Below are 22,378 nucleotides of genomic sequence, written 5' to 3'. Positions count from 1 at the left end.
GGCCGAAGGCCATCGCGAAGCGACGCGACGACGAGGAACGAGGAGGAGCGCCCTTGACGGGCCGGACCGACACGGAAGGACAGTGGACTGCCGGGAAGCCCCCGGACTTTCCCTGATGCCGGGTGCGGGCATCCCGGCCCCCGAAGCCCCCGCCTCGCCTTTCGCTCCCGCCCGCGGGCATCCCGCCAACCCCGACCCCGCCCCGCCTACCACCCCGGCCCCCCGAAGCCCCCGCCCCGCTACCCCTCAGAGGTAGTCCTCCAGCCGGCCTATCCGGTACCCCTGTTCCTGGATGCGCTGGAGCATGCGGGTGGTCATCTGGATTTCCGTCGCGCCCTTGAGTTCCGAGGGGCCGCGGAAGTGGGCCAGGATGATGTCGCCCGGTTTGAGGGCGGAGCCCTCCGCGTACTGGAAGTTGTTGATCTGCATCGACACCCGCCACAGGACGACCTGGGAGATGCCGCATTCGGAGGCGGCTTTCAGAGTGTCGTCGTTGTAGTTGCCGTAGGGCGGCCGGAAGCGGGGCGGTTTGGTGCCGAAGCGCTTCTCCAGGCGTTCCTGCTGCCCGCATATCTCCTTCTTCTGCGCCGCGAAGGGCAGCGTCCGGAGGTTCGGGTGCGTCAGGGTGTGGTTGTTTATCGTGCTGCCCGAGCCGTTGTCGCGGAGCTTCTCGAAGTGGCCGTAGTCCGACGAGGCGATGTTGTCCGTGAGGAACATGCTGATCGGCAGCTTCAGGTCGGCCGCCATCTTCAGGAACTCGGGGTCCTTCTCCGCGCCGTCGTCGAAGGTCAGGAAGACGACCTTGTCGGTGGGCGCGACGGGTATTCGGTCCACCACCTGGGCCTTGCCCGGGGCCGCGCTCGGGAGTTGGGGCTTGCGGTCGGGCTTGGGGGCGAACTGGAGGGGGGCCGTCAGACCCCATTTCCGGTACGCCTCGTCCCCGGCCGCGGGAGACGGCGCGGACGCCGTCGGTGCGGACGGCGAGGGCGTGGGCCGCTGTTCCTCGGTGGCGTTGCGGCCCAGTCGTTCGATGGGGTCCACGCTGTCCCCGCACCCCGTCAGGGACAGCGCGAGCGCGCCGGCCGCCAGCGTTCCGGCTACCAACCGGCGCGCGTACTTCACAGGTAGTCCTCCAGGCGAGCCACGGCGTACCCCTTGTCCGTGACGGTCTTCATGACATGACGGATCATGTCAGGCATGGTCCCCTTCCAGTCCTCCCGCCCCCGGAAATGCGTGAGGATGATGTCACCGGGGTGCAGGTCCCGGTCCCATTCCCGGTAGTCCATCCGGTTGGGGAAGCCCTCCGCGTTCCACAGCGGGACCGCCTTGATGCCGCAGGACTTGGCCGCGCGCAGCGTGTCCTCGTTGTAGTTGCCGTACGGGGGCCGGAACAGCGTCGGCCGCTTGCCGAACTGCTTCTGGATCGTGTTCTGCTGGCCGCAGATCTCCTCCCGCTGCTGCTCGTAGGACAGCGCGGGCAGGTAGCGGTGGTTGAGCGTGTGGTTGTTCAGGGTGACGCCGGCGGCCTGCATCTTCTTGAAGTAGGGGTAGTCGTCGCGGACGAGGTAGTCGCTGAGGAACGCCGTGTAGGGGATCTTCAGCTCCTGCATCATCTTCAGGAACTCGGGGTCCTTCTCCGCGCCGTCGTCAATCGTCAGGAAGACGACCTTGTCCTCCGTGGGGACGGTCGTGAAGACCGGCGGGAGGTTTTCCTGGCCCTCGACCTCGAAGCCGTCGCGGGTGGTGATCTCCGGCTTCGTCTTGGGCGGGGCCGGGGCCGCCAGCGGCGGCTTGGCCAGTTTCCACTTCTTCGCCGCGGCGGCACGGCTCTGCGGGGTGGCCTTTTGCTGTTCGGCCTGGTTCGCGGCCGCGCCCGCGGCGCCCGCGGGCGCTTCGGCGCCCTTGCCGCCTTTGCGGGCGGGGCCGGAGTCCGCGGAGGAGCCGCACGCCGTACCGAGGGCGGCGACCAGCAGCGCGGCCAGTGCCACCCCGACCCGTCCGCGCGGAGCCGCCGCGGACCGGTGACCATGGAGCCTCTTATGTTCCTTTTGTCGTACTAGCTGCATAGCAGCGAATCCTGACACCGTGACACGCGCGCGCCCGGGCCGACACTGCGGGCGGACGGCGACCTTCCATCGAGTGGCCCACACTGACCGACAATGAACCGGTGACCCCCGAAGACTTCGCCGCGCTCCTCACCCCCGAGGGCCGTGCCCTCCTCGACTCGCTCCGCGCCTACGACCCGTCCCAGGAGATCGCCGTCGCGACCCGGCTGCGCCGCGAGCACCCCGCCGGCCTGGTCTCCGCGGCACTCGGGCAGGCCCGGCTGCGGCAGCGCGCGGTGGCGAAGTTCGGCGAGCAGGACGCCTTCCGGATGTACTTCACGCCCGGCGGCGCCGAGATGGCCACCCGCGCCTCGGTGGCCGCGTACCGCGCCGAGCGGCTCGCGGCCCTCGGCGTACGCAGCCTCGCCGACCTGTGCTGCGGCATCGGCGGGGACGCCCTCGCCCTGGCCCGGCTCGGCATCCGGGTGCTGGCCGTCGACCACGACCCGCTCACGGTGGCCGTCGCGCGGGCCAACGCCGAGGCGCTGGGGCTGGCGGACCTGATCGAGGTCCGCGAGGCGGATGTGACCGAGGTCGACGTCTCCGGCCACGACGCCGTCTTCATCGATCCGGCCCGGCGCGGCGGGCGCGGGAGGATCTTCGACCCCGAGAGCTACTCGCCCCCGCTGTCCTGGGCCGTCGAGACCGCCCTCAGCGCCCGGTACGCCGCCATCAAGATCGCCCCGGGCATCCCGCACGAGGCGGTCCCCGCCGAGGCCGAGGCCGAGTGGATCTCCGACCAGGGCGACGTGAAGGAAGCGGTGCTGTGGTTCGGGACGGCCCCCGCGACCGTCCGCGCGACCCTGCTCCCCGGGCCGCGCAGCCTGCACACCGCCGATCCGCTGCCCGACCCGGAGGCCGGTCCGGTCGGCCGCTACCTCTACGAGCCCGACGGCGCCGTCATCCGCGCGCACCTCGTCGCGGAGGTCGCCGAGCAGCTGGGAGGGCGGCTCATCGACCCGACGATCGCCTACATCACCGCCGACGCGCTGCGCGCGACGCCGTACGCGACCGCGTACGAGATCACCGACGTGCTGCCCTTCGGGCTCAAGAAGCTGAAGGCGCTGCTGCGCGAGCGCGAGGTCGGCGTCCTGACCGTGAAGAAGCGCGGCTCGGCCATCGAGCCCGAGGAGCTGCGCAAGAAGGTGAAGCCGCAGGGGCCGCACGCGGCGACCGTCTTCCTGACCCGCGTGGCGGGCGCTCCGTCGATGCTGATCGGGTCGCCCGTGGCGGGCCGCTGAGGTCCTGCGGCCCGCCACGGGCGCGCCCGAGAGGGCCGGATTCGGCCGGGTCGCCGGGCCGGGGGCCGGTTCCTACGAGGAGAAGGTCAGCCTCGGGGGACCCCGGTCGTTCACGGACCCGGTCGTTCAGAGGTGGTGCGCGATGCGCAGCTTCCGGTCCTGCTCCGCGATGGCCGCTGCTTCCCTGCTGCTCACGGCGCTGGGTGCGGGCCAGGCTCCCGCCACGGTGTCATCCGGGCGGGCCGACGTCGATCCGGCCACCGCCGAGCGGCTCGACGAAGCGATCACCGCGGCCATGAAGAAGGAGGGCATACCGGGGGTCGGCGTCGGGCTCTGGTTCGACGGCCGCGGTTCCTACGAGCGCTCCTTCGGCACCGCCGACAAGGCCGCCGGCACGCCTATGAAGTCCGACCTGTACACCCGGATCGGCAGCGTCACGAAGACCTTCACGGTCACCGCCGTGCTCCAGCTCGTCGACCAGGGCAGGCTCCGCCTCGACGATCCCGTCTCGAATTACCTCGACGGGGTGCCCCGCGGCGACCGGATCACCCTCCGCCGATGACGCATGACGTCTACGGGGGTGTCCCGCCGCCGGTACGGAAGACGCGCACCGCCCAGCGGTAGTGCGCGCCGGCCTTGCCGAGGCCCAGCAGGCCGGTGATCCACAGGATCATGCCGAGGCCCATGTAGTACGTGACTTCGCCGTACGTGGTCTCGCCCGGCCGGGCGGAGGCAGCGGCTCCGAACGTCACCCACAGGCCGAGCGCGCCCACCGCGAAGGAGGCCAGCAGCCAGGCAAGGCTGCGTCCGGGCGCGCGCAGCCCGGCGGCGGTGGGGTCCGGGTCGTACTCCGCCCACGCGTGCAGCAGCCGGCGCACCTGCCGGTCCCGCTTGGCGCCCCAGGCGAACCAGAACCCGGCCGGGATCAGGACGCCTGCGCCGAGCACGGCGAAGATCAGCCCGAAGAGGTACGACAGGGGGTCGTGCTCCTCGATGGCCATCAGGGCCATGCCGACGAAGGTCCAGCCGAGGGCGAAGACCGCCGCGACGGCCCAGAGCAGCAGCAGCCGCCCCAGGCCCAGGCTGCGCCGGCCGAGGTCCGCCAGGAAGCGCGCGCGGTCGGCCCGTACGACGTCCTCGTCCATCCAGGCGCGCAGGTGCGCGGGAGGGGGCGGAGGCGGCAGGTCACGGCTAGTCATGCGCATGACGATATCCGGCTGCGGGCGCACGGCCCGCCCCGGATCTGCCGGAGGGTCAGGAACCCGCGCCGGTCGTGACCTCCACCGACTCGAACCGCCAGCGGTGCACCGCCCGCGTGATCAAATCGGCTGCGGGCTCGGGGAGTTCGGGAAGCTCGGCCGCAACCCCCTCGGCCGTCTCCCACCAGGTCACCACCAACACGCGGTCCTGCGCGGCCCGGAACACCTCGCGGCGCACCGGCTCGCGCGCCAGCACCTGCGACCGGACCCACTCCAGCAGCTCGTTGCCCCGGCCGTCGGCGGCCCGGGCCTCCCACATCAGCGCGACGGTGCTCACGAGTACAGGTTGTCCTTGCTCAGCTCGTGTACGTGATCGTGGTCGTGGGCGTGCCCGTGCCCGTGGCCGTGCGCGGCGCCCGGCACGTGCGGGTCCGTCACCGGCAGCGAGGAGTCCGCCGACAGGTCCCAGTCCGAGGCGGCCCTGTTCCGCTTGACCATCTCCGCCCCCAACGCCGCCACCATCGCTCCGTTGTCGGTGCACAGCTTCGGCCGCGGCACCCGCAGGATGATCCCCGCGTCGTCACAGCGCTCCTGCGCGAGCGACCGCAGCCGGGAATTGGCCGCCACACCGCCACCGATCATCAGGTGGTCGACGCCCTCGTCCTTGCACGCGCGGATCGCCTTGCGGGTCAGCACGTCCACCACGGCCTCCTGGAAGGACGCCGCCACATCGCGCACCGGCACCTCCTCGCCCGCGTTGCGCTTCGCCTCGATCCAGCGGGCGACGGCCGTCTTGAGCCCGGAGAAGGAGAAGTCGTACGCCGCATCGCGCGGCCCCGTCAGCCCGCGCGGGAAGTTGATCGCCTTCGGGTCGCCCTCCTTGGCCAGCCGGTCGATGACCGGGCCGCCCGGGAAGCCCAGCTGGAGCACCCGCGCGATCTTGTCGAAGGCCTCGCCGGCCGCGTCGTCGATGGTGGCGCCCAGCGGCCGTACGTCGGAGGTGATGTCCGGGGCCAGCAGCAGCGAGGAGTGCCCGCCGGACACCAGCAGCGCCATCGTCGGCTCCGGCAGCGGCCCGTGCTCCAGCTGGTCCACACAGATGTGCGAGGCCAGGTGGTTCACCCCGTACAGCGGCTTGCCGAGCGCGTACGCGTACGCCTTGGCCGCCGAGACGCCCACCAGCAGCGCCCCCGCGAGGCCGGGGCCGGCCGTGACCGCGATGCCGTCGAGGTCGCGGGCGCTGACCCCGGCCTCCTTCAGGGCGCGTTCGATGGTCGGGACCATCGCCTCCAGGTGGGCGCGCGAGGCCACTTCGGGCACCACGCCGCCGAAGCGGGCGTGCTCGTCGACGCTCGACGCGATGGCGTCGGCCAGCAGGGTGGTGCCGCGGACGACGCCGACGCCGGTCTCGTCGCAGGAGGTCTCGATGCCGAGGACGAGCGGTTCGTCAGCCATGGGTCTCACCTTGTACGGGTCCGTCCGCGAGGACGGAGTGTGCGGGATCGGAAAGGCGCATCACGAGCGCGTCGACGTTGCCCGGCTGGTAGTAGCCCCGCCGGAAGCCGATCGGCTCGAAGCCGAAGCGCTCGTAGAGCCTCTGGGCCCGGGTGTTGTCCACCCGTACCTCCAGCAGCACCTCGGCGCACTCGAATGCGGTGGCGGCGCGCAGCAGCTCGGTGAGCAGCCGGGCGCCGAGCCCGGTGCCCCACTGGTCGCGGGCGGCCGCGATGGTCTGTACGTCGCCCAGGTCCCCGGCGGAGGCCAGTCCGGCGTAGCCGACCAGGCGGCCGGTGCCCCCCGCGGCGGAGCCGCTGTCGGCAGGGATCTCGGCGACGACGTAGTGCCGGGTGGCCCGCGGGCCGCGCGCGTGGGCGAGCTCCGACCAGAACATGCCCGCGGACCAGGCGTCCTCGGGGAACAGCTCGTGCTCCAGTTCCAGCACGGGCTCGATGTCCCACCAGCGCATGGGGCGCAGTCGGGCGGTCACTGCGGGGTGACCACCTTGTAGTTCTTGGGCACCTGCGCGTCGGGCCGGCGCAGGTACAGCGGCTGCGGGGGCACGCCCTCGCTGTTCTCGAAGGGCATCCCGGTCGCCAGCCGCCGCGCCGCCAGGGCCGCGAGGGCGCCGGCCGACTGGTGCTCGGGCGCCCGCGCGTCCGTGAAGACCTCCGGGTACAGCAGCGCGCCCTGTCCCACCGCCGGCACTCCGGCGACCTGCCCGGCGATGTCGGCCGGGCGGTCCACGGCGGGCTCGCCCACCCGGGTGTACGGGTCCTGGTAGCGGGCCCAGTAGACCTCTTTGCGCCGTGCGTCGGTGGCAACGACGAACGGGCCCTCGATCCCGGCGGCGCCCGCGGCGTACGCGAGTCCGTCGAGGGTGCACAGGCCGTGCACGGGGATGCCGAGCACGGCGGCGAAGGTGGAGGCGGTGACGAGGCCGACGCGCAGTCCCGTGTAGGGGCCCGGGCCGACCCCGACGACGATGCCGGTGAGGGCGTCGAGGGTGACCCCGGCCTCGGCGAGGACCTTGTCGACGGAGGGCAGCAGGAGCTCCCCGTGACGGCGGGCGTCGACCTGGTTCGACTCGGCGAGGACGGTCTCGCCGTCGTGCAGGGCGACGGTGACGGCGGGCGTGGCGGTATCTACTGCGAGCAAGAGCACGCGAACAGCCTACGACTCCGGGGGCCCGGGCCCTCGCGGCCGGTCGCGGGGCACCCCGGCTGCTACCTTCGACCCAGGTGTCGAGACCCACACATCGACTCGGGTGGGGACCCGGGCGCCGGTTCGGGTGTCGAAAGCGCGGAGAGGTGGAGCAAGGTGGCACGCAGCAGCTCGGGAATCGTGGCCGGGCTCACGGTCGCGGCACTCGCCGCCGTCGGCTTCCTCGGCTACCAGGCCTCCGCGACCGCACCCGCGCGTCCCGCGAAGGCGGCCCCGGCGAGCCCGGCCCCCGCTCCCAACCGTCCCGCGCCCGTGACGAACCAGGGCAAGGCGGTGGCCCTGCCCGCCGAGTCCGGCACGGGGACGCGCGTCGTGTACTCGGTGGGGCTGAAGCGGGTGTGGCTGGTGGGCGAGGCCGGGCAGGAGCCGAGGTCGTTCCCGGTGATGCCGAGCACGGTCCATCCGAAGCCGGGCACCTACCTGGTGAACTCCCGCTCGAACTCGGTGACGGGCTCGGACGGGGTGCCGATCGAGCACGTCGTACGGTTCGCCACCGCGGACGGCGTGGTGGTCGGCTTCAGCGCCCGGGCTGACGGGCAGCTGCCGGAGCCCGACCCGGCGAAGAAGACCGGCGGCATCCGCATGACGCGGGCCGACGGCGATGCGATGTGGGCCTTCGCGACGATCAACTCGAAGGTCGTCGTCGTTCCCTGAGCCCCCGTCACTCCCTGAGCCCCGTCGCTCCCCCGCCGGGGGGGCGTTCCCCGGCCATCGGGCCACGGGCGCGGTTCACCCGTACGGAGGACAGGCCTAGGCCGCTTCGGACTCCGGGGCGGCCTGCTCGCGTACGCCCTCCCCGGCGCTCTCGTCCGGGCGCCGCGGTACGCGGTCCCGCGCGGGAGGCGTCGAGACGGCAGTGGCGGCCGCGCCCGCGGCGAGCAGCGCCCCCATGGGCACGGTGGACGGGCGGGGGTCGCGCGGTACTCCGGCTCCTGCCGACATGACTGCCTCCTGACCCGGGCCGGCCGTAACTTAGGTACGCCTAACCAGCCCTCCGTACCATGTCACCACGCGGGCCCGCGTCGGCGCAATATGTTGCCGACGAGTTGTCGGGAAGTTGCCCCTGCCGGGACCTGCGCCTACCGGGCGGAGGCGGCGGTGAGGGCGGCCAGCGCCCCCGCACCGGCCCAGCGCGCCCCGATGCCCCGCACCGAGACCTCGCGCACGTCGTCGAGGACCTCTTCGTGGCCGACCGCGCGGGCGATCACCACGTGCAGCCGGTCGTCGGAGAGCTCCTCCACCTTGCCGTCGCCCCACTCCACGACGACGACGGACTCGGGCAGCGAGACGTCGAGGTCCAGGTCCTCCATCTCCTCCAGCCCGCCGCCGAGGCGGTACGCATCCACGTGGACCAGCGCCGGTCCGCCGACCAGCGACGGGTGCACGCGCGCGATCACGAAGGTCGGGGAGGTCACCGCTCCCCGTACGCCCAGGCCCTCGCCGAGACCCCGGGTCAAGGTGGTCTTGCCCGCGCCCAGTTCCCCGGTGAGCAGCACGAGGTCGCCGGGGCGCAGCAGGCCGGCGATGCTGCGGCCCAGCTCCTGCATGGCCTCGGGCGAGTCGACGGTGATGCGTGCCTGCGCGGCGGGGGCCTCAGCCGCCTGCCTGTGCGGCGCTTCCCGGGGGGCTTGCAGCGGTGCTTCCAGCGGTACTTCTTCCATGCCCGACAACGTTAGTCGCTGCGGGCACCGCACCGGTGCGCGCGAGCAGGTCGACGAGCAGCTCGGTCACCGTGTCGGGGCATTCCAGCATCATCAGGTGGCCGGCGGACTCCAGCACCACCAGCTCGGCGGCGGGCAGGGCGTCCTTGATGATCTGGCTGTGGGCGGCCGGGGTGACCATGTCGCGCGCGCCGGCGATGATCGTGACGGGGATGTCCGCGAACCGCTGGAGTGCGGCGGTCTTGTCGTGGGTCTGGAAAGCCGGGTAGAACTCGGCGACCACGTCGATGGGGGTGGCCTCGATCAGCCGCTCCGCGAAGCGCGCGACGCCGGGGTCCACGTCCCGCGGGACGCCGAACGAGTACAGCTTGATCATGCCGGCGAAGAGGTCGGCGGCGGCCCGGCGCCCCTTCTCCACCAGTTCGACCTGCGAGCCCAGCGCCTTCAGGACGGGCGGCAGGAGGCGGCGTACGGCTCCCATGCCCACCGCGGGCAGGCCGTAGGTCACCTGGTCGAGCCCGCCGCTGGAGGTGCCGACGAGGGCCACGCCGACGATCCGGTCGCGGATGAGCTCCGGGTACTGCTCCGCGAGCGCCATGATGGTCATACCGCCCATCGAGTGGCCCACCAGGATCACCGGGCCCTCGGGGGCGGCCGCCTCGATGACGGTCTTCAGGTCGCTGCCGAGCTGGTCGATGGTCACCCGTACGCCGTCGGCCTGGGAGAACCCGCGCGCGCTGCGGCCGTGGCTGCGCTGGTCCCAGTACACGGTGCGGACCAGGCCGCGCAGGGCGGCGCGCTGGAAGTGCCAGGAGTCCTGGGCGAGGCAGTAGCCGTGGCAGAAGACGAGGGTCGCGGGGGCCGGGGCCTTGCGGCGCAGCCGGCCCCGCTTCTTGGGCTCCACGGGGGGCTCGTCGACCTCGTAGTACAGCTCGGTGCCGTCCTCGGCCCAGCAGGCTCCGGCGGTTCCCCGCAGCGATCCGTAGTCCTCGGTGGCGTCGAGCGCGACGCGCGCCTTGCGGCGCATGCCGCGCCCGACGGTGATCCGCTCGACCGCGACACCGGCCGCCGCTCCTGCGGCTATCACGCCGATCGCGGCGCCGGCCCAGCCGGCCCTGCGCCAGTTCTCGCTCACGCCGTCCTCACTCAGCCGTTGCGGTAGACCCGAGGTACGCGCCCCCCGATACGGGTGACGATCTCATACGCAATCGTGTGTGCCGCTTGAGCCCAGTCCTCGGCGGTGGGTTCTCCCTGGTCACCGCTGCCGAAGAGGACGGCTTCGTCGCCGACGCGGACCCGGTCGGCGCCGATGTCGACGACGAACTGGTCCATGGCGACGCGGCCCGCGACGCGGCGGACCTTTCCGCCGACGAGGACGGGGCCGCGGTCCGAGGCGTGCCGCGGTATGCCGTCGGCGTACCCGGCCGGGATGAGGGCGAGGTTCGTCTCGGCGTCGGTGACGTAGTGGTGGCCGTAGCTGACTCCGTGGCCGGCGGGCACGGTCTTGACCAGCGCCACCGAGGCCTTGAGGGCCATGGCCGGGCGCAGGCCGAGTTCGGCGGAGGTGCCCAGCTCGGGGGCGGGCGACACCCCGTAGACGGCGAGGCCGCAGCGGACGAGGTCGAAGTGGCTCTCCGGCAGCGTCAGCGTGGCGGGTGAGTTGGCGATGTGCCGGACCTCGGGCTCGACGCCCTCCTTCTCGGCGTACGCGAGCATGTCGCGGAAGGCCGCCAGCTGGAGGGGGATGGAGGGATGGCCGGGCTCGTCGGCGCAGGCGAAGTGGGACCAGACGCCGGTGACCCGGACGGTGCCCTCGGCCTGCGCGGCAACCGCTTCGCCGACGAGTTCGGCCCAGTCGGCGGGCTGGCAGCCGTTGCGTCCCAGGCCGGTGTCGGCCTTGAGCTGGATCCGGGCCGGGCGGCCTGCGGCGCGGGCGGCGCGGCGGACCTCTTCGAGGGCCCACAGGCCGCTGACCGACACGTCGATGTCGGCCTCGACGGCCTCCTGCCAGGGCCCTCCGGGGGTCCAGAGCCAGCACATGATCCGGCTGCCGATCCCGGCGGCGCGCAGCGCGAGGGCCTCTTCGGGGGTGGCGGTGCCGAGCCAGGTGGCACCGGCGTCCAGGGCTGCGCGGGCGCAGTGCAGAGCCCCGTGGCCATAGGCGTCCGCCTTGACGACGGCCATCAACTCGGCCCGGGGTGCCCGCTCGCGCAGTGCGCGCACGTTCCGCCGTACGGCATCAAGATCGATCTCGGCGTACACGCGCGTCGGTGTCTCGTTCATCGCCCCCAGTCTCTCAGAGCCCTGCGCCGGCCGACTTCCCGACGCCGCCGCTTGGCCGCAGGCCGGGGCCATGCGGCGTACGGCAGGCGTCCGCAGGGCGGGTGTCCGCGCGGGGCGGCGCCGGCGGGCGGGTCAGGGCGTGGGGCGGGTCAGGGGCGCGGGGCAGCGCGCGTCAGGGCGTGGGGCGGGGCGGGGGCGGGGCAGCGCGCGTCAGGGCGTGCGGATGCTCCGCCAGGCCGAGGGGAGGGCCTCCGCCACCTGATGGGCCGGGACCGGGGCCCCGGCGGAGGCCCTGCGGCCGGCCAGGCCGTGCAGGTACGCCGCCACCGCACCGGCGTCGGGCCCCGACAGGCCGGCGGCGAGCAGCGAACCGCCGAGCCCCGACAGCACGTCCCCGCTCCCGGCGGTGGCCAGCCAGGGCGTCCCCGTGGGATTGACCCGCACGGCGGCAGCGGAGCCGCGCGAGCCGCCGGAGCCGGCGTCCGGGCCGGCCGCGGCGCCCGCCACCAGCGTGGTCGAGCCCTTCAGCAGCACCGTCGCGCCGTACCGCTCGGCCAGTTGGCGCACCGCGGCCAGCCGCCCCGACTCCACCGACTCCCGTGCCACGCCGAGCAGCGCCGCCGCCTCCCCCGCGTGCGGGGTGAGCAGGGTCGCGGCGGGCCGGGCGCGCAGCACCGCGGGGTCGAGCCCGCGCAGCCCGTCCGCGTCCACCAGCACCGGGACGTCCGCGGAGCCCAGGATGTCCGCGACCTCCGCGGCCCGGCCCTGCCCCAGCCCCGGCCCGGCCACCCAGGCCTGCACCCGGCCCTTCCCGATCAGCGTCTCCGGATACCGGGCGAGCACCGCGTCGGCCGCCGGGCCCACGTAGCGCACGGCGCCCGCACCGCCGCGCAGGGCCCCCGCCACGGCCAGCACCGCGGCGCCCGGGTACTGCACGGAGCCGGCGAGGATCCCGACCACGCCCCGGCGGTACTTGTCGCTCGACGCGGTCGGCTCCGGCAGCAGCCGTGCCACATCGGCGTGCTGGAGCGCCTCCACCTCCGGCGTGCCGAGCGACAGGCCGATGTCCACCAGCCGCACCACGCCCGCCCGCGAGGCACCCGGGTCGATGAGCAGGCCCGGCTTGTACGCCCCGAAGGTCACCGTGACATCGGCCCGTACGGCCACCCCCGCCACCTCCCCGGTGTCGGCGTCGACCCCGCTCGGCAGGTCCACGGCGACCACCACCGCGCCCTCGGGGATCCGTTCCACCAGGGCGGCCGCGGCCGGCCGCAGCCCGCCGCGGCCGCCGATGCCGACCAACCCGTCCAGGACGAGGTCCGCGCGGGCGGGCACGGCCGCCTCCACGCGGCCCCCGGCGGTCAGCAGGGCGGCCAGCCCGCCCGGGTGCACCCGCTCGGGATCCATCGGCACCGCCGTCACCCTGGCGCCGCGCCGGGCCAGCCGCGCGCCGGCGTACAGGGCGTCGCCGCCGTTGTCCCCCGGCCCGACGAGCAGTACGACGCGCGAGCCGTAGACCCTGCGCACCAGCCCCGCACAGACGGCGGCCAGTCCGGCCGCCGCCCGTTGCATCAGGGCGCCCTCGGGCAGCCGGGCCATCAACTCCCGTTCGGCGGACCGTACGGTCTGCACGCTGTAAGCAGTACGCATGGCACCAGCCTGCCCGAAAGCCGGCCCGGAACCGGCCTATCCCTCGGCGATCACCACGGCGGACGCGACGCCCGCGTCGTGGCTGAGGGAGATGTGCCAGGACTTCACGCCCAGGGCCACCGCCCGCGCCTCGACGGTCCCCGACACCCGCAGACGCGGCTGCCCGGTCTCCTGCACGTACACCTCGGCGTCGGTCCACAGCAGGCCGGGCGGCGCGCCGAGGGCCTTGGCCAGGGCCTCCTTGGCCGCGAACCGGGCGGCGAGCGAGGCGATTCCGCGCCGCTCGCCGCTCGGCAGCAGCAACTCGGTGCCGAGGAAGAGCCGTTGTGCCATGTTCGGCGTCCGCTCCAGCGCCTCGCCGAACCGCTCGATCTCGGCAACGTCAATCCCCACACCGATAATCACAACGCCAAGCCCCTACTCCACGGTTACGGACTTTGCGAGGTTACGCGGTTGGTCCACCTCGTTGCCCCGCGCGGTCGCCAGCTCGCACGCGAAGACCTGCAGCGGCACCGTCGCCACCAGCGGCTGGAGCAGCGTCGGCGTCGCCGGGATCCGGATCAGGTGGTCGGCGTACGGGACCACCGCCTGGTCGCCCTCCTCCGCGATGACGATGGTCCGGGCCCCGCGGGCCCGGATCTCCTGGATGTTCGAGACGATCTTGTCGTGCAGGACGGAGCGCCCGCGCGGCGACGGCACGACCACCACCACCGGCAGGTCCTTCTCGATCAGCGCGATCGGCCCGTGCTTGAGCTCGCCCGCCGCGAAGCCCTCGGCGTGCATGTACGCGAGCTCCTTGAGCTTGAGCGCACCTTCCAGCGCCACCGGGTAGCCGACGTGCCGCCCCAGGAACAGCACCGTGTCCTTGTCCGCGAGGGAGCGCGCCAGCTCCCGCACCGGCTCCATGGTCTCCAGTACGGTGTCCACGGCCGCGGCGATGTCCGACAGCTCCCGGATCACCGCCCGGATCTCGTCGCCCCACTTGGTGCCCCGGACCTGCCCGAGGTACAGCGCGACCAGGTAGCAGGCCACCAGCTGGGTCAGGAAGGCCTTGGTGGAGGCGACGGCGACCTCCGGACCGGCATGCGTGTAGAGCACCGCGTCCGATTCCCGCGGGATCGTCGAGCCGTTCGTATTGCAGATGGCCAGCACCCGGGCGCCCTGTTCGCGCGCATGACGCAGCGCCATCAGGGTGTCCATGGTCTCGCCGGACTGCGAGATCGCGACCACCAGCGTCCGCTGGTCCAGGATCGGGTCGCGGTAGCGGAACTCGCTCGCCAGTTCCGTCTCGCACGGGATGCGGGTCCAGTGCTCGATGGCCAGCTTCGCGATCATGCCCGCGTGGTACGCCGTACCGCACGCCACGATCACGACCTTGTCGATCTCCCTGAGCACCGAGGCGGGGATGCGCACCTCGTCCAGGGTCAGCGAGCCGCTCGCGTCGATCCTGCCCAGGAGGGTGTCGGCGACAGCCTTCGGCTGCTCGGCGATCTCCTTGAGCATGAAGTAGTCATAACCCCCCTTCTCGGCCGCCGAGGCGTCCCAGTCCACGTGGTACGCCCGCACCGCGGCGGGCGCACCGTTGAAGTCGGTCACCGAGACCCCGTCACGGCGGAGCTCGACGACCTGGTCCTGCCCCAGCTCGATCGCGGAACGGGTGTGGGCGATGAACGCGGCCACGTCCGAGGCGAGGAAGTTCTCACCCTCCCCAACGCCGACCACCAGCGGCGAGTTCCGGCGCGCCCCGACGACCACGTCCGGCTCGTCGGCGTGCACCGCGACCAGCGTGAACGCCCCTTCCAGGCGCCGGCACACCCGGCGCATGGCCTCCGTGAGCCCCCCGGCGGCGGCGAACTGCTCCGCCAGCAGGTGCGCCACGACCTCGGTGTCCGTCTCGGACTCCAGCCGGTGGCCGCGCTCCGCCAGTTCGGCGCGCAGCCCGGCGAAGTTCTCGATGATGCCGTTGTGCACCACGGCGACCCGGCCCGCGTTGTCGAGGTGCGGGTGGGCGTTGACGTCGGTGGGCCCGCCGTGGGTCGCCCAGCGGGTGTGCCCAAGTCCCGTGGAACCCGCCGGAAGCGGGTTCCCGACCAGTGCTTTCTCCAGGTTGACCAGTTTTCCGGCCTTCTTGGTGGAGGTGAGCGCCCCGTCGGCGACGACGGCGACCCCGGCCGAGTCGTAGCCGCGGTACTCCAGCCGCTTGAGTCCGGCGATGACCACATCGAGCGCCGACTGCGCTCCCACGTAACCCACAATTCCGCACATAGGGCGCAGCGTACGCCGATGTCGGCTCTCTGCCCCGTACCTGAACAAGACGAAAACCCCGCCCCGGCGGGAGCGCCGGAGCGGGGTTGACGGACTCTTCGACGTCCCTGGCGGGACGGTCAGCCGAGCTTCTTGACCTGGGCGTCGACGATCGCCTTCGGCTGCTCGGCCGCACCCTTCAGGCTGATGGCGGAGAAGGTCGCGAGGGTGTTGCCCTTGCGGACGACGACGAGCTGCGTCGTGAACTTGGCGCCGTCCGCGTCGCCCTCCACGGTGTAGGCGAGGGCCGCGTCGCCCGCGGTGACCGGGGTCCCGGTGGCAACCTTGCCGACCTTGCCCGCCTCACCGTCCTGGGTGACCGCGTAGCCGCCCGCGCAGGCCGTGCCGGCGGTCTTGAGGGCCGCGAAGGCCTCCTCGGCGCCCTTGCCCTCGTAGGAGGCGAGGGTGACCGCCGTCGCGGTCGAGCCGAGGGCGTCCATGCCGGCCTTCAGCTTCTCCTCCATGCTGGCGCCCTCGGACGGAGCCTTCGGCGTGGCGACGGCCTTGGTCCGCGCGACACCCGTGGACTTGCCGACCGGGGTGACGGCCTGCGCCTTGACCAGGGGCAGGCACTCGGGCTTGTCGCTGGTGGCGGTGGCGCCCGCGGTGGCCTCGGCGGGCGTGACCGGCTTGAACTGGTGGTCGGGCAGATCGGCCTGCGCCACGATCTGGCCCGCCAGCTCGGCGTCCGTCTTGCCCTTCGCGGCCGGCGCGGGCGCGGGGGCCGCGGCGGACGAGCCTTCGGCCTTGGGCTCGGACTTCTCGGCGCCGCAGGCCGTGCCCAGCAGAGCCAGGGACACCGCGGAGGCGGTCAGGACGGTACGACGGACAAGGGTGTTGCGCACGAGAGATCTCCCCCAGAACAAAGACAATGCGATGATCGGCAAATCTACGGGCGAATCCCATCACCACCCCGCCGTTCACCGCGCGTCACCGGAGATCGTGACCCCAGTGAGATCAAACCCGCGGGATCCGGCCCGAAAGGGCGCACGGTTCCCCGCCCGCACGTGACCGACCACACCACCCACAACCGGCCCCGAGCCACGACAATGGCCTTGTGATCACTTCGCCGCCACGAAGCACGCCGGACAGCGCAACGGAGCGCACCGGACGACCCCACCGCCGGGCCGAGACCACCCCCTACGTCGATCTCACCCGCGACGAGTGGAGCGCCCTGCGCGAGCGGACCCCGCTGCCGCTCACCGCCGAGGAGGTCGAACAGCTGCGCGGACTCGGCGACGTCATCGACCTCGACGAAGTGCGGGACGTCTACCTGCCCCTCTCCCGGCTCCTCAACCTCTACGTCGGCGCCACCAGCAATCTCCGCGGCACCCTGAACACCTTCCTCGGCGACGCCGGCAACGGCCACGGCGCCCAGCAGGGCACCCCCTTCGTCATAGGGGTCGCCGGCTCGGTCGCCGTCGGCAAGTCCACCGTGGCCCGCCTGCTCCAGGCGCTCCTGGCCCGCTGGCCCGAGCACCCCCGCGTCGAGCGGGTCACCACCGACGGCTTCCTCTACCCCATGAAGGAGCTCCAGCGGCGCGGCCTGACCTCCCGCAAGGGCTTCCCGGAGTCCTACGACCGCCGCGCGCTGACGCGCTTCGTCGCGGACATCAAGGCCGGCAAGGACGAGGTCACGGCCCCGGTCTACTCCCACCTGATCTACGACATCGTCCCCGGCGAGCAGCTCGTCGTGCGCCGCCCGGACATCCTGATCGTCGAGGGGCTGAACGTCCTGCAGCCGGCGCTGCCCGGCAAGGACGGCCGCACCCGGGTCGGCCTCGCCGACTACTTCGACTTCAGCGTGTACGTGGACGCCCGTCCCGAGGACATCGAGCGCTGGTACCTCAACCGGTTCCGGAAGCTGCGCGCCACCGCGTTCCAGGACCCTTCCTCGTACTTCCGCAAGTACACGCAGGTCTCCGAGGAGGAGGCGCTGGAGTACGCGCAGACGATGTGGCGCACGATCAACCGGCCGAACCTGCTGGAGAACGTGGCCCCCACCCGCGGCCGGGCCACCCTCGTCGTCCGCAAGGGCCCGGACCACAAGGTGCAGAAGCTGAGCCTGCGCAAGCTCTGACCGTAGGGTGCGGCCATGCTGCATCTGAGGATGATCACCCCGTCCGACCGGACAGCCGCCGTGGTCGAGGTCATCGAGAACACCGTCGGCACCACCCACCTGGCGGTGCTGCCCGGCGCTGCGCGCGTCCCCCCGGGCGACATCGTCCTGTGCGACGTCGCACGGGAGGCGGGCGACGAGCTCCTGTACGCGCTGCGGGCCCTCGGCATCGACAACGACGGCTCGATCGCGGTCGAGAACATCGACCTGTCGTTGTCGAAGCGGGCCGAGGACGCCGAGGAGGAGGCCCCGGGCGAGGGGGCCGACGCCGTCCTGTGGGAGCAGCTGAGCGAGGCCACGCAGGAGGAGTCGACCCTCACCATCACCTATACCGCGTTCATGATCCTCGCGACGATGATCGCGGCCTGCGGTGTCCTCCTGGACAACGCCATCCTGATCGTGGGAGCGATGGCGGTCGGCCCCGAGTTCGGGCCGCTCGCCGGCGTGAGCACCGCCCTGGTCCAGCGGGCACCGAAGTTGGCCGCCCGGTCCCTGTTCGCCCTGCTGGTCGGCTTCGCCGTGGCCATCGCCGCCACCACCGTCTTCAGCCTCTGCATGGACGCCCTCGGCCTGTTCCACCAGGACATGCTGGACAACCCGCGCCCGAACACCAGCTTCATCTGGAAGCCGGACCCGTTCTCCTTCGTGGTGGCGATGCTCGCGGGTGTGGCCGGGACGCTGTCCCTGACCTCCGCCAAGTCCGGGGCGCTGGTGGGCGTGGCGATCTCCGTGACCACCGTCCCGGCCGGCGCCAATGCCGCGGTGGCCCTCAGCTACGGGGAGATGGGCCAGATGTGGGGCTCGGCGGAGCAGCTGCTGCTGAACCTGGGCGGGATCATGCTGGCGGGCGTGCTGACCCTGTACGGCCAGAAGCTCCTGTGGCACACCCAGCGCGACCGCTGGCGCCGCGCCGGGAAGGCCTGAGCCGCGCCGGGCCCGGCCCGAAGGGGCCCTGACGCACCGGACGTGCGCCCGTGGGGTGCATACGCCGGCGGCCCCGCCCCCGGACATCCGGCGAGCGGGGCCGCGGCGGATCAGCCGGACCCGGTCAGCCGAGCGCCGACTTCACGACGTCCGCGAGCCGGCCCGCCACCGCGCGGGCCTGCTCGATGTCGGCGGCCTCCACCATCACCCGTACGAGCGGCTCCGTACCCGACGGACGGAGCAGCACCCGACCGGTGCTGCCCAGCTCGCGCTGGGCGTCGGCGACCGCGGCGGCCAGCTCGGCCGAGGTGGCGACCCGGGACTTGTCCACGTCGGGGACGTTGACCAGGACCTGCGGCAGCCGCTGCATGACGCCCGCCAGCTCCGCCAGCGACCTGCCGGTGGCGGCCACCCGGGCCGCCAGCATCAGGCCGGTCAGCGTGCCGTCACCGGTGGTGGCGTGGTCGAGGATGATCACGTGGCCGGACTGCTCGCCGCCCAGCGCGAAACCGTGCTCCTTCATCGCCTCCAGGACGTACCGGTCGCCGACCCCGGTCTGCACGACCTGGATGCCCTCGCCCTCCATGGCCAGCTTGAAGCCCAGGTTGGACATGACGGTGCCGACGACCGTGTCGCCGCGCAGCTGACCGGCCTCGCGCATGGCGAGCGCCAGCACCGCGAGGATCTGGTCGCCGTCGACCTCGGCGCCGGAGGCGTCCACCGCGAGGCAGCGGTCCGCGTCGCCGTCGTGCGCGATGCCGAGGTCGGCCCCGTGCTCGACGACGGCCTGCTTGAGCAGGCCCAGGTGGGTGGAGCCGCAGCCGTCGTTGATGTTCAGGCCGTCGGGCTCGGCACCGATGGTGACGACCTCGGCGCCCGCGCGGGTGAAGGCCTCGGGAGAGACGCGGGCGGCAGCGCCGTGCGCCTCGTCCAGGACGATCTTCAGCCCGTCCAGGCGGTTGGGGAGGACGCCCATGAGGTGGGCGACGTACTTGTCGAAGCCCTGGTCGTAGTCGGAGACCCGGCCCACGCCGGCGCCGGTGGGCCGGTCCCAGGGCGCGCCCGTGCGGTGCTCCTCGTAGACGGCCTCGATGCGGTCCTCCAGCTCGTCGGCGAGCTTGTGGCCGCCGCGGGCGAAGAACTTGATGCCGTTGTCGGGCATCGCGTTGTGGCTGGCGGAGAGCATCACGCCGAGGTCGGCACCCAGCGCACCGGTGAGATACGCCACCGCCGGGGTGGGCAGCACACCGACGCGCAGGACGTCCACGCCCGCGCTCGCGAGGCCCGCGACGACCGCGGCCTCCAGGAACTCGCCGGAGGCCCGGGGGTCGCGGCCGACTACCGCGGTCGCCCGGTGCCCCGCGAAGGTGCCCGCTTCGGCCAGTACGTGGGCAGCCGCGACGGACAGACCGAGCGCGAGCTCAGCCGTCAGATCCGCATTGGCGACGCCGCGTACACCGTCCGTCCCGAAGAGTTGTCCCACTGTTGTCCTCCCGAGTTCACGCTTCGCTTGAGACCGCTTGTGACAGGTATTTGCCGCTTGTGGCGGTAAACGAACCGCCCCGGCAGCACGGAGAGTGCTGCCGGGGCGGTTGGTGCAGAACAGCAGGCGCAGATTAACGCTTGCTGTACTGCGGAGCCTTACGGGCCTTCTTGAGACCGGCCTTCTTGCGCTCGACCGCACGGTCGTCGCGGGAGAGGAAGCCGGCCTTCTTCAGCGCCGGGCGGTTGTTGTCCACGTCCGCCTCGTTCAGCGCACGGGCCACGCCGAGGCGCAGGGCGCCGGCCTGGCCGGAGACGCCGCCACCCGCGATGCGGGCGATGATGTCGTAGCGACCGTCGAGCTCAAGCAGCTTGAACGGCTCGTTGACTTCCTGCTGGTGCACCTTGTTGGGGAAGTAGTCCTCAAGGGTGCGACCGTTGATCTTCCACTTGCCGGTGCCCGGAACGATCCGGACGCGGGCGATGGCGTTCTTGCGACGGCCCAGGCCTGCGGCCGGCTGCGGGTCGCCGAAGCGGCCGGCAAGGGACTCGGAGGTGTAGTCGCCCTCGACGACGGCCTCGGACTCGGTGGTGTACTCCTCGACGCCCTCGAACTCTTCGACGGGGGTCTCGGCGGTGGTCTCGGCCACGATGCTCCTCAGAATTTTCTACGTCTTAGGGGGTGGCCGGAACTACTGCGCGACCTGGGTGATCTCGAACGGCACCGGCTGCTGGGCAGCGTGGGGGTGCTGGTCGCCCGAGTAGACCTTCAGCTTCGAGAGCATCTGCCGGCCCAGGGTGTTCTTGGGGAGCATGCCCTTGACGGCCTTCTCGACGGCCTTCTCCGGGTTGTTCGCCAGGAGGTCGTCGTAACGCACGGAACGCAGACCACCCGGGAAGCCGGAGTGGCGGTACGCCATCTTCTGGGACGCCTTGTTGCCGGACAGGTGCACCTTGTCGGCGTTGATGATGACGACGAAGTCGCCCATGTCCATGTGGGGGGCGTAAGTCGGCTTGTGCTTACCCCGCAGGAGGGCAGCGGCCTGGGTCGCCAGACGGCCGAGGACAACGTCCTGGGCGTCGATGACGAGCCACTGGCGCGAGATGTCGCCGGGCTTGGGGCTGTACGTACGCACGCGTATGCCTTCGCTTCTTCAGTGGTGGTATCCCAGGGGCGCAAGCCCCGCGGGAAGGTCCTGACAGGTCACCACGGACGATCACGACAGCCCTCGTCCACATCGGGGACGCAACCCGTGTGAACCGCTGGTCATCGGCCCGGTGGACCGGCGTAAGGCCCTCACGTGAGAATGAGCAAGCCACTACGCATAACAAACCAGCAGGATACCCAAGCGGACCCGTACGGGTCAAAACGCGGTCCGCGATGCCGATTCTGCTGGCGTCGCGGCGCACTCCGGTTCGGTCCTGGGTGGGGACCCCGCAGTTGTTACGGGTCCCAGAGTAACCCGACCGGAGCGCAGTGCACGACGCGCCAGCAGGATCGCGAGCCCGCACAGGGTGGCGCAGTCCTTGAAGGCGCGCCGCTTGTGGGCCAGCTCCGAGGGCCACGGGACCAGCGCCACCTGGGGCGTCAGGGCCAGCCAGAACCAGGGCGAGCGGGGCATCGAGCCCGGCCGCACCGCGGAGCACAGCAGCAGCGGGAGCACCACCAGCAGGTAGTGGTCGAAGGACGGCCGCGACACCAGGAATGCGGCGAGCATCACCATGCAGGCCGTCTCCGCCAGCCGCAGCTCCCCGCCGTCCGCGTCACCGGGACCGTCCGTACGCCGCCACCGCCGCCATGCCGCGACCAGCCCGCCCAGCGCCCCCGCCCCCGCCAGTGCCACCGCCACCGGCTGCGGGACCCCCAGCCGCGGCAGCACCGCGATCGGCGAGGCGTCCCAGGGCAGCGCGTACGCGTCCTGCCCCTGGAGCAGGAACGGCAGCGTCTTCGTGAAGAACAGCGTCGGGCTGGGCATCATCAGCGCCCCGAACAGCGAGATCCCGAGCGGCACCAGCACGGCCACGGCCAGCCCCCGCCACTGCCGGGCCAGCAGGAACACCAGCCCCACCGGCACCAGCATCGGCTTGCAGGCGATGGCCAGCCCCACGACCAGCCCGGCGGCCGTCCAGGACCGCCGGTGCGCGAGCAGCAGGGCCACCGGCAGCGCGGCGGCGGAGATGGCCGTCCAGTTCCCGATCAGCACCAGGTTCACGTACGGCTTGAAGGCCAGGGCCAGCAGCGCGAACCCGCCGACCGCGAAGCGGGAGCGCACCGGCACCGAGAACAGCCGCAGCGCGGCCCACCAGCCGAGCGCCAGCAGGGCGGACATCCCCAGCGGCAGCACCCAGCGCAGCACCGGCCGGGGCAGCAGCGCCTCGGGGACGGCCATGATCACGGCACTGGGGAGGTACAGGAACCGCTTGTCCTCGTACGGGGACCCGCCGGCCAGCAGCGTGTCCGCGGCCTTGACGACGAAGGCGTTGTCCGAGCCCCAGTTCTCCCGCAGGCTGGTGGAGACCGCGATGCCGAGGACGACCGCGAGGGCCACGGCCACCCAGGACCGGGACGCCGGTCGCAGCAGCCACACGACCAGCCGGTGCCCCGCGGCGGGGCCCGCGACCTCTTCCCACTTCCCGAGCCAGGTGCCAGGCCGCAGCCGCACAACGCCTCCCGATCGACCGCCGGGGA

General features: G+C 72.5%; 24 protein-coding genes. 5 read left to right on the top strand and 19 right to left on the bottom strand.

The window, feature by feature from the left end; all coding sequences use genetic code 11:
• Positions 1-246: 246 nt before the first annotated feature.
• Complete coding sequence (locus AC0666_RS21945; RefSeq protein ID WP_468962881.1) at positions 247-1,122, bottom strand: polysaccharide deacetylase family protein; 876 nt, start codon at positions 1,120-1,122, stop codon at positions 247-249.
• Positions 1,119-2,066 carry a polysaccharide deacetylase family protein gene (locus AC0666_RS21940; protein WP_468962880.1) on the bottom strand — a complete coding sequence of 316 codons (948 nt, stop codon included), beginning with the start codon at positions 2,064-2,066 and terminating at the stop codon, positions 1,119-1,121. Before AC0666_RS21940 ends, AC0666_RS21945 begins: the two co-directional genes overlap by 4 nt.
• A 101-nt stretch (positions 2,067-2,167) precedes the next feature.
• On the opposite strand from AC0666_RS21940, the gene AC0666_RS21935 reads away from it, so the two are divergent.
• Together AC0666_RS21935 and AC0666_RS21930 are read left to right on the top strand one after the other, a co-directional pair.
• The gene (locus AC0666_RS21935) at positions 2,168-3,346 is read left to right on the top strand and encodes a class I SAM-dependent methyltransferase (RefSeq protein WP_468962878.1); all 1,179 of its coding nucleotides are present in this window, start codon (positions 2,168-2,170) and stop codon (positions 3,344-3,346) included.
• A gap of 142 nt (positions 3,347-3,488) precedes the next feature.
• Positions 3,489-3,908: a serine hydrolase domain-containing protein gene (locus AC0666_RS21930; protein WP_478708151.1), complete on the top strand. Its 420-nt coding sequence runs from the start codon at positions 3,489-3,491 to the stop codon at positions 3,906-3,908.
• Between the two features lie 10 nt (positions 3,909-3,918).
• Here AC0666_RS21930 and AC0666_RS21925 read toward each other — a convergent pair whose 3' ends face one another.
• Genes AC0666_RS21925 through tsaB form a run of 5 tightly spaced genes read right to left on the bottom strand, consistent with a single transcriptional unit; the run spans position 3,919 to position 7,206 of the window.
• Entirely contained in the window at positions 3,919-4,545 is a 627-nt protein-coding gene (locus AC0666_RS21925) for a hypothetical protein (protein ID WP_468962874.1), read from the bottom strand.
• Between the two features lie 55 nt (positions 4,546-4,600).
• Complete coding sequence (locus AC0666_RS21920) at positions 4,601-4,882, bottom strand: hypothetical protein (protein ID WP_478708150.1); 282 nt, start codon at positions 4,880-4,882, stop codon at positions 4,601-4,603.
• Complete coding sequence (gene tsaD / locus AC0666_RS21915) at positions 4,879-6,000, bottom strand: tRNA (adenosine(37)-N6)-threonylcarbamoyltransferase complex transferase subunit TsaD (RefSeq protein WP_478708149.1); 1,122 nt, start codon at positions 5,998-6,000, stop codon at positions 4,879-4,881. Before tsaD ends, AC0666_RS21920 begins: the two co-directional genes overlap by 4 nt.
• Positions 5,993-6,511 carry a ribosomal protein S18-alanine N-acetyltransferase gene (rimI, locus tag AC0666_RS21910; RefSeq protein WP_468963498.1) on the bottom strand — a complete coding sequence of 173 codons (519 nt, stop codon included), beginning with the start codon at positions 6,509-6,511 and terminating at the stop codon, positions 5,993-5,995. The genes tsaD and rimI overlap by 8 nt, the downstream gene beginning before the upstream one ends.
• Before the next feature lie 17 nt (positions 6,512-6,528).
• A complete protein-coding gene (tsaB, locus tag AC0666_RS21905) occupies positions 6,529-7,206 on the bottom strand; it encodes a tRNA (adenosine(37)-N6)-threonylcarbamoyltransferase complex dimerization subunit type 1 TsaB (protein ID WP_478708148.1) in 678 nt (225 codons plus the stop codon).
• Between the two features lie 156 nt (positions 7,207-7,362).
• Between tsaB and AC0666_RS21900 the strand changes: the two genes are divergently transcribed.
• Positions 7,363-7,920, top strand: coding sequence for a hypothetical protein (locus tag AC0666_RS21900; RefSeq protein WP_468962866.1), 558 nt, complete (start codon positions 7,363-7,365; stop codon positions 7,918-7,920).
• A 96-nt stretch (positions 7,921-8,016) separates the two neighbouring features.
• Here the strand turns inward: AC0666_RS21900 and AC0666_RS21895 are convergent, their stop codons facing one another.
• The 8 genes from AC0666_RS21895 to AC0666_RS21860 all read right to left on the bottom strand — a co-directional run bounded on the left by AC0666_RS21895 (position 8,017) and on the right by AC0666_RS21860 (position 16,009).
• Complete coding sequence (locus AC0666_RS21895) at positions 8,017-8,208, bottom strand: hypothetical protein (RefSeq protein WP_468962865.1); 192 nt, start codon at positions 8,206-8,208, stop codon at positions 8,017-8,019.
• A 137-nt stretch (positions 8,209-8,345) separates the two neighbouring features.
• Positions 8,346-8,927 (bottom strand): tRNA (adenosine(37)-N6)-threonylcarbamoyltransferase complex ATPase subunit type 1 TsaE, encoded by a 582-nt coding sequence (tsaE, locus tag AC0666_RS21890; RefSeq protein ID WP_478708147.1) that lies wholly within the window; start codon positions 8,925-8,927, stop codon positions 8,346-8,348.
• Positions 8,860-10,062, bottom strand: a complete 1,203-nt coding sequence (locus AC0666_RS21885) for an alpha/beta fold hydrolase (protein WP_468962861.1) — start codon at positions 10,060-10,062, stop codon at positions 8,860-8,862. Before AC0666_RS21885 ends, tsaE begins: the two co-directional genes overlap by 68 nt.
• An 11-nt stretch (positions 10,063-10,073) precedes the next feature.
• Positions 10,074-11,210, bottom strand: coding sequence for an alanine racemase (gene alr / locus AC0666_RS21880; protein ID WP_468962859.1), 1,137 nt, complete (start codon positions 11,208-11,210; stop codon positions 10,074-10,076).
• A gap of 210 nt (positions 11,211-11,420) precedes the next feature.
• Entirely contained in the window at positions 11,421-12,860 is a 1,440-nt protein-coding gene (locus AC0666_RS21875) for an NAD(P)H-hydrate epimerase (protein WP_478708146.1), read from the bottom strand.
• A 36-nt stretch (positions 12,861-12,896) separates the two neighbouring features.
• Positions 12,897-13,265: a holo-ACP synthase gene (locus AC0666_RS21870; RefSeq protein WP_478708145.1), complete on the bottom strand. Its 369-nt coding sequence runs from the start codon at positions 13,263-13,265 to the stop codon at positions 12,897-12,899.
• A gap of 12 nt (positions 13,266-13,277) precedes the next feature.
• A complete protein-coding gene (gene glmS / locus AC0666_RS21865; protein ID WP_468962855.1) occupies positions 13,278-15,125 on the bottom strand; it encodes a glutamine--fructose-6-phosphate transaminase (isomerizing) in 1,848 nt (615 codons plus the stop codon).
• Between the two features lie 119 nt (positions 15,126-15,244).
• On the bottom strand, positions 15,245-16,009 hold the full coding sequence (locus AC0666_RS21860) for a hypothetical protein (protein ID WP_468962853.1): 765 nt from the start codon (positions 16,007-16,009) through the stop codon (positions 15,245-15,247).
• Between the two features lie 212 nt (positions 16,010-16,221).
• Between AC0666_RS21860 and coaA the strand changes: the two genes are divergently transcribed.
• Positions 16,222-17,244 (top strand): type I pantothenate kinase, encoded by a 1,023-nt coding sequence (coaA, locus tag AC0666_RS21855; RefSeq protein ID WP_468584863.1) that lies wholly within the window; start codon positions 16,222-16,224, stop codon positions 17,242-17,244.
• Positions 17,245-17,259: 15 nt separating this feature from the next.
• A complete protein-coding gene (locus AC0666_RS21850) occupies positions 17,260-18,207 on the top strand; it encodes a DUF389 domain-containing protein (RefSeq protein ID WP_468962851.1) in 948 nt (315 codons plus the stop codon).
• 124 nt (positions 18,208-18,331) lie between these two features.
• Here AC0666_RS21850 and glmM read toward each other — a convergent pair whose 3' ends face one another.
• The 4 genes from glmM to AC0666_RS21830 form a co-directional block, all read right to left on the bottom strand.
• Entirely contained in the window at positions 18,332-19,690 is a 1,359-nt protein-coding gene (glmM, locus tag AC0666_RS21845; protein WP_468584867.1) for a phosphoglucosamine mutase, read from the bottom strand.
• 133 nt (positions 19,691-19,823) lie between these two features.
• Positions 19,824-20,339, bottom strand: coding sequence for a 30S ribosomal protein S9 (gene rpsI / locus AC0666_RS21840; RefSeq protein ID WP_356851277.1), 516 nt, complete (start codon positions 20,337-20,339; stop codon positions 19,824-19,826).
• 42 nt (positions 20,340-20,381) lie between these two features.
• Positions 20,382-20,825, bottom strand: coding sequence for a 50S ribosomal protein L13 (gene rplM, locus AC0666_RS21835; RefSeq protein WP_356851278.1), 444 nt, complete (start codon positions 20,823-20,825; stop codon positions 20,382-20,384).
• Between the two features lie 228 nt (positions 20,826-21,053).
• Positions 21,054-22,352, bottom strand: coding sequence for a glycosyltransferase family 87 protein (locus AC0666_RS21830; RefSeq protein ID WP_468962848.1), 1,299 nt, complete (start codon positions 22,350-22,352; stop codon positions 21,054-21,056).
• Between the last annotated feature and the right edge of the window lie 26 nt (positions 22,353-22,378).

The organism is Streptomyces sp. NPDC043680 (genome assembly GCF_056436685.1).
This window is presented reverse-complemented; position numbering and strand designations above follow the sequence as displayed.

Bases quoted from the DNA above. Each gene is read 5' to 3' on its own strand.
- glmS (WP_468962855.1), bottom strand. From the start codon at position 15,125: ATGTGCGGAATTGTGGGTTACGTGGGAGCGCAGTCGGCGCTCGATGTG.
- AC0666_RS21930 (WP_478708151.1), top strand. From the start codon at position 3,489: ATGCGCAGCTTCCGGTCCTGCTCCGCGATGGCCGCTGCTTCCCTGCTG.
- tsaE (WP_478708147.1), bottom strand. From the start codon at position 8,927: ATGGAAGAAGTACCGCTGGAAGCACCGCTGCAAGCCCCCCGGGAAGCG.
- AC0666_RS21940 (WP_468962880.1), bottom strand. From the start codon at position 2,066: ATGCAGCTAGTACGACAAAAGGAACATAAGAGGCTCCATGGTCACCGG.
- alr (WP_468962859.1), bottom strand. From the start codon at position 11,210: ATGAACGAGACACCGACGCGCGTGTACGCCGAGATCGATCTTGATGCC.
- AC0666_RS21875 (WP_478708146.1), bottom strand. From the start codon at position 12,860: ATGCGTACTGCTTACAGCGTGCAGACCGTACGGTCCGCCGAACGGGAG.
- AC0666_RS21925 (WP_468962874.1), bottom strand. From the start codon at position 4,545: ATGACTAGCCGTGACCTGCCGCCTCCGCCCCCTCCCGCGCACCTGCGC.
- tsaD (WP_478708149.1), bottom strand. From the start codon at position 6,000: ATGGCTGACGAACCGCTCGTCCTCGGCATCGAGACCTCCTGCGACGAG.
- rimI (WP_468963498.1), bottom strand. From the start codon at position 6,511: ATGCGCTGGTGGGACATCGAGCCCGTGCTGGAACTGGAGCACGAGCTG.
- AC0666_RS21895 (WP_468962865.1), bottom strand. From the start codon at position 8,208: ATGTCGGCAGGAGCCGGAGTACCGCGCGACCCCCGCCCGTCCACCGTG.
- AC0666_RS21850 (WP_468962851.1), top strand. From the start codon at position 17,260: ATGCTGCATCTGAGGATGATCACCCCGTCCGACCGGACAGCCGCCGTG.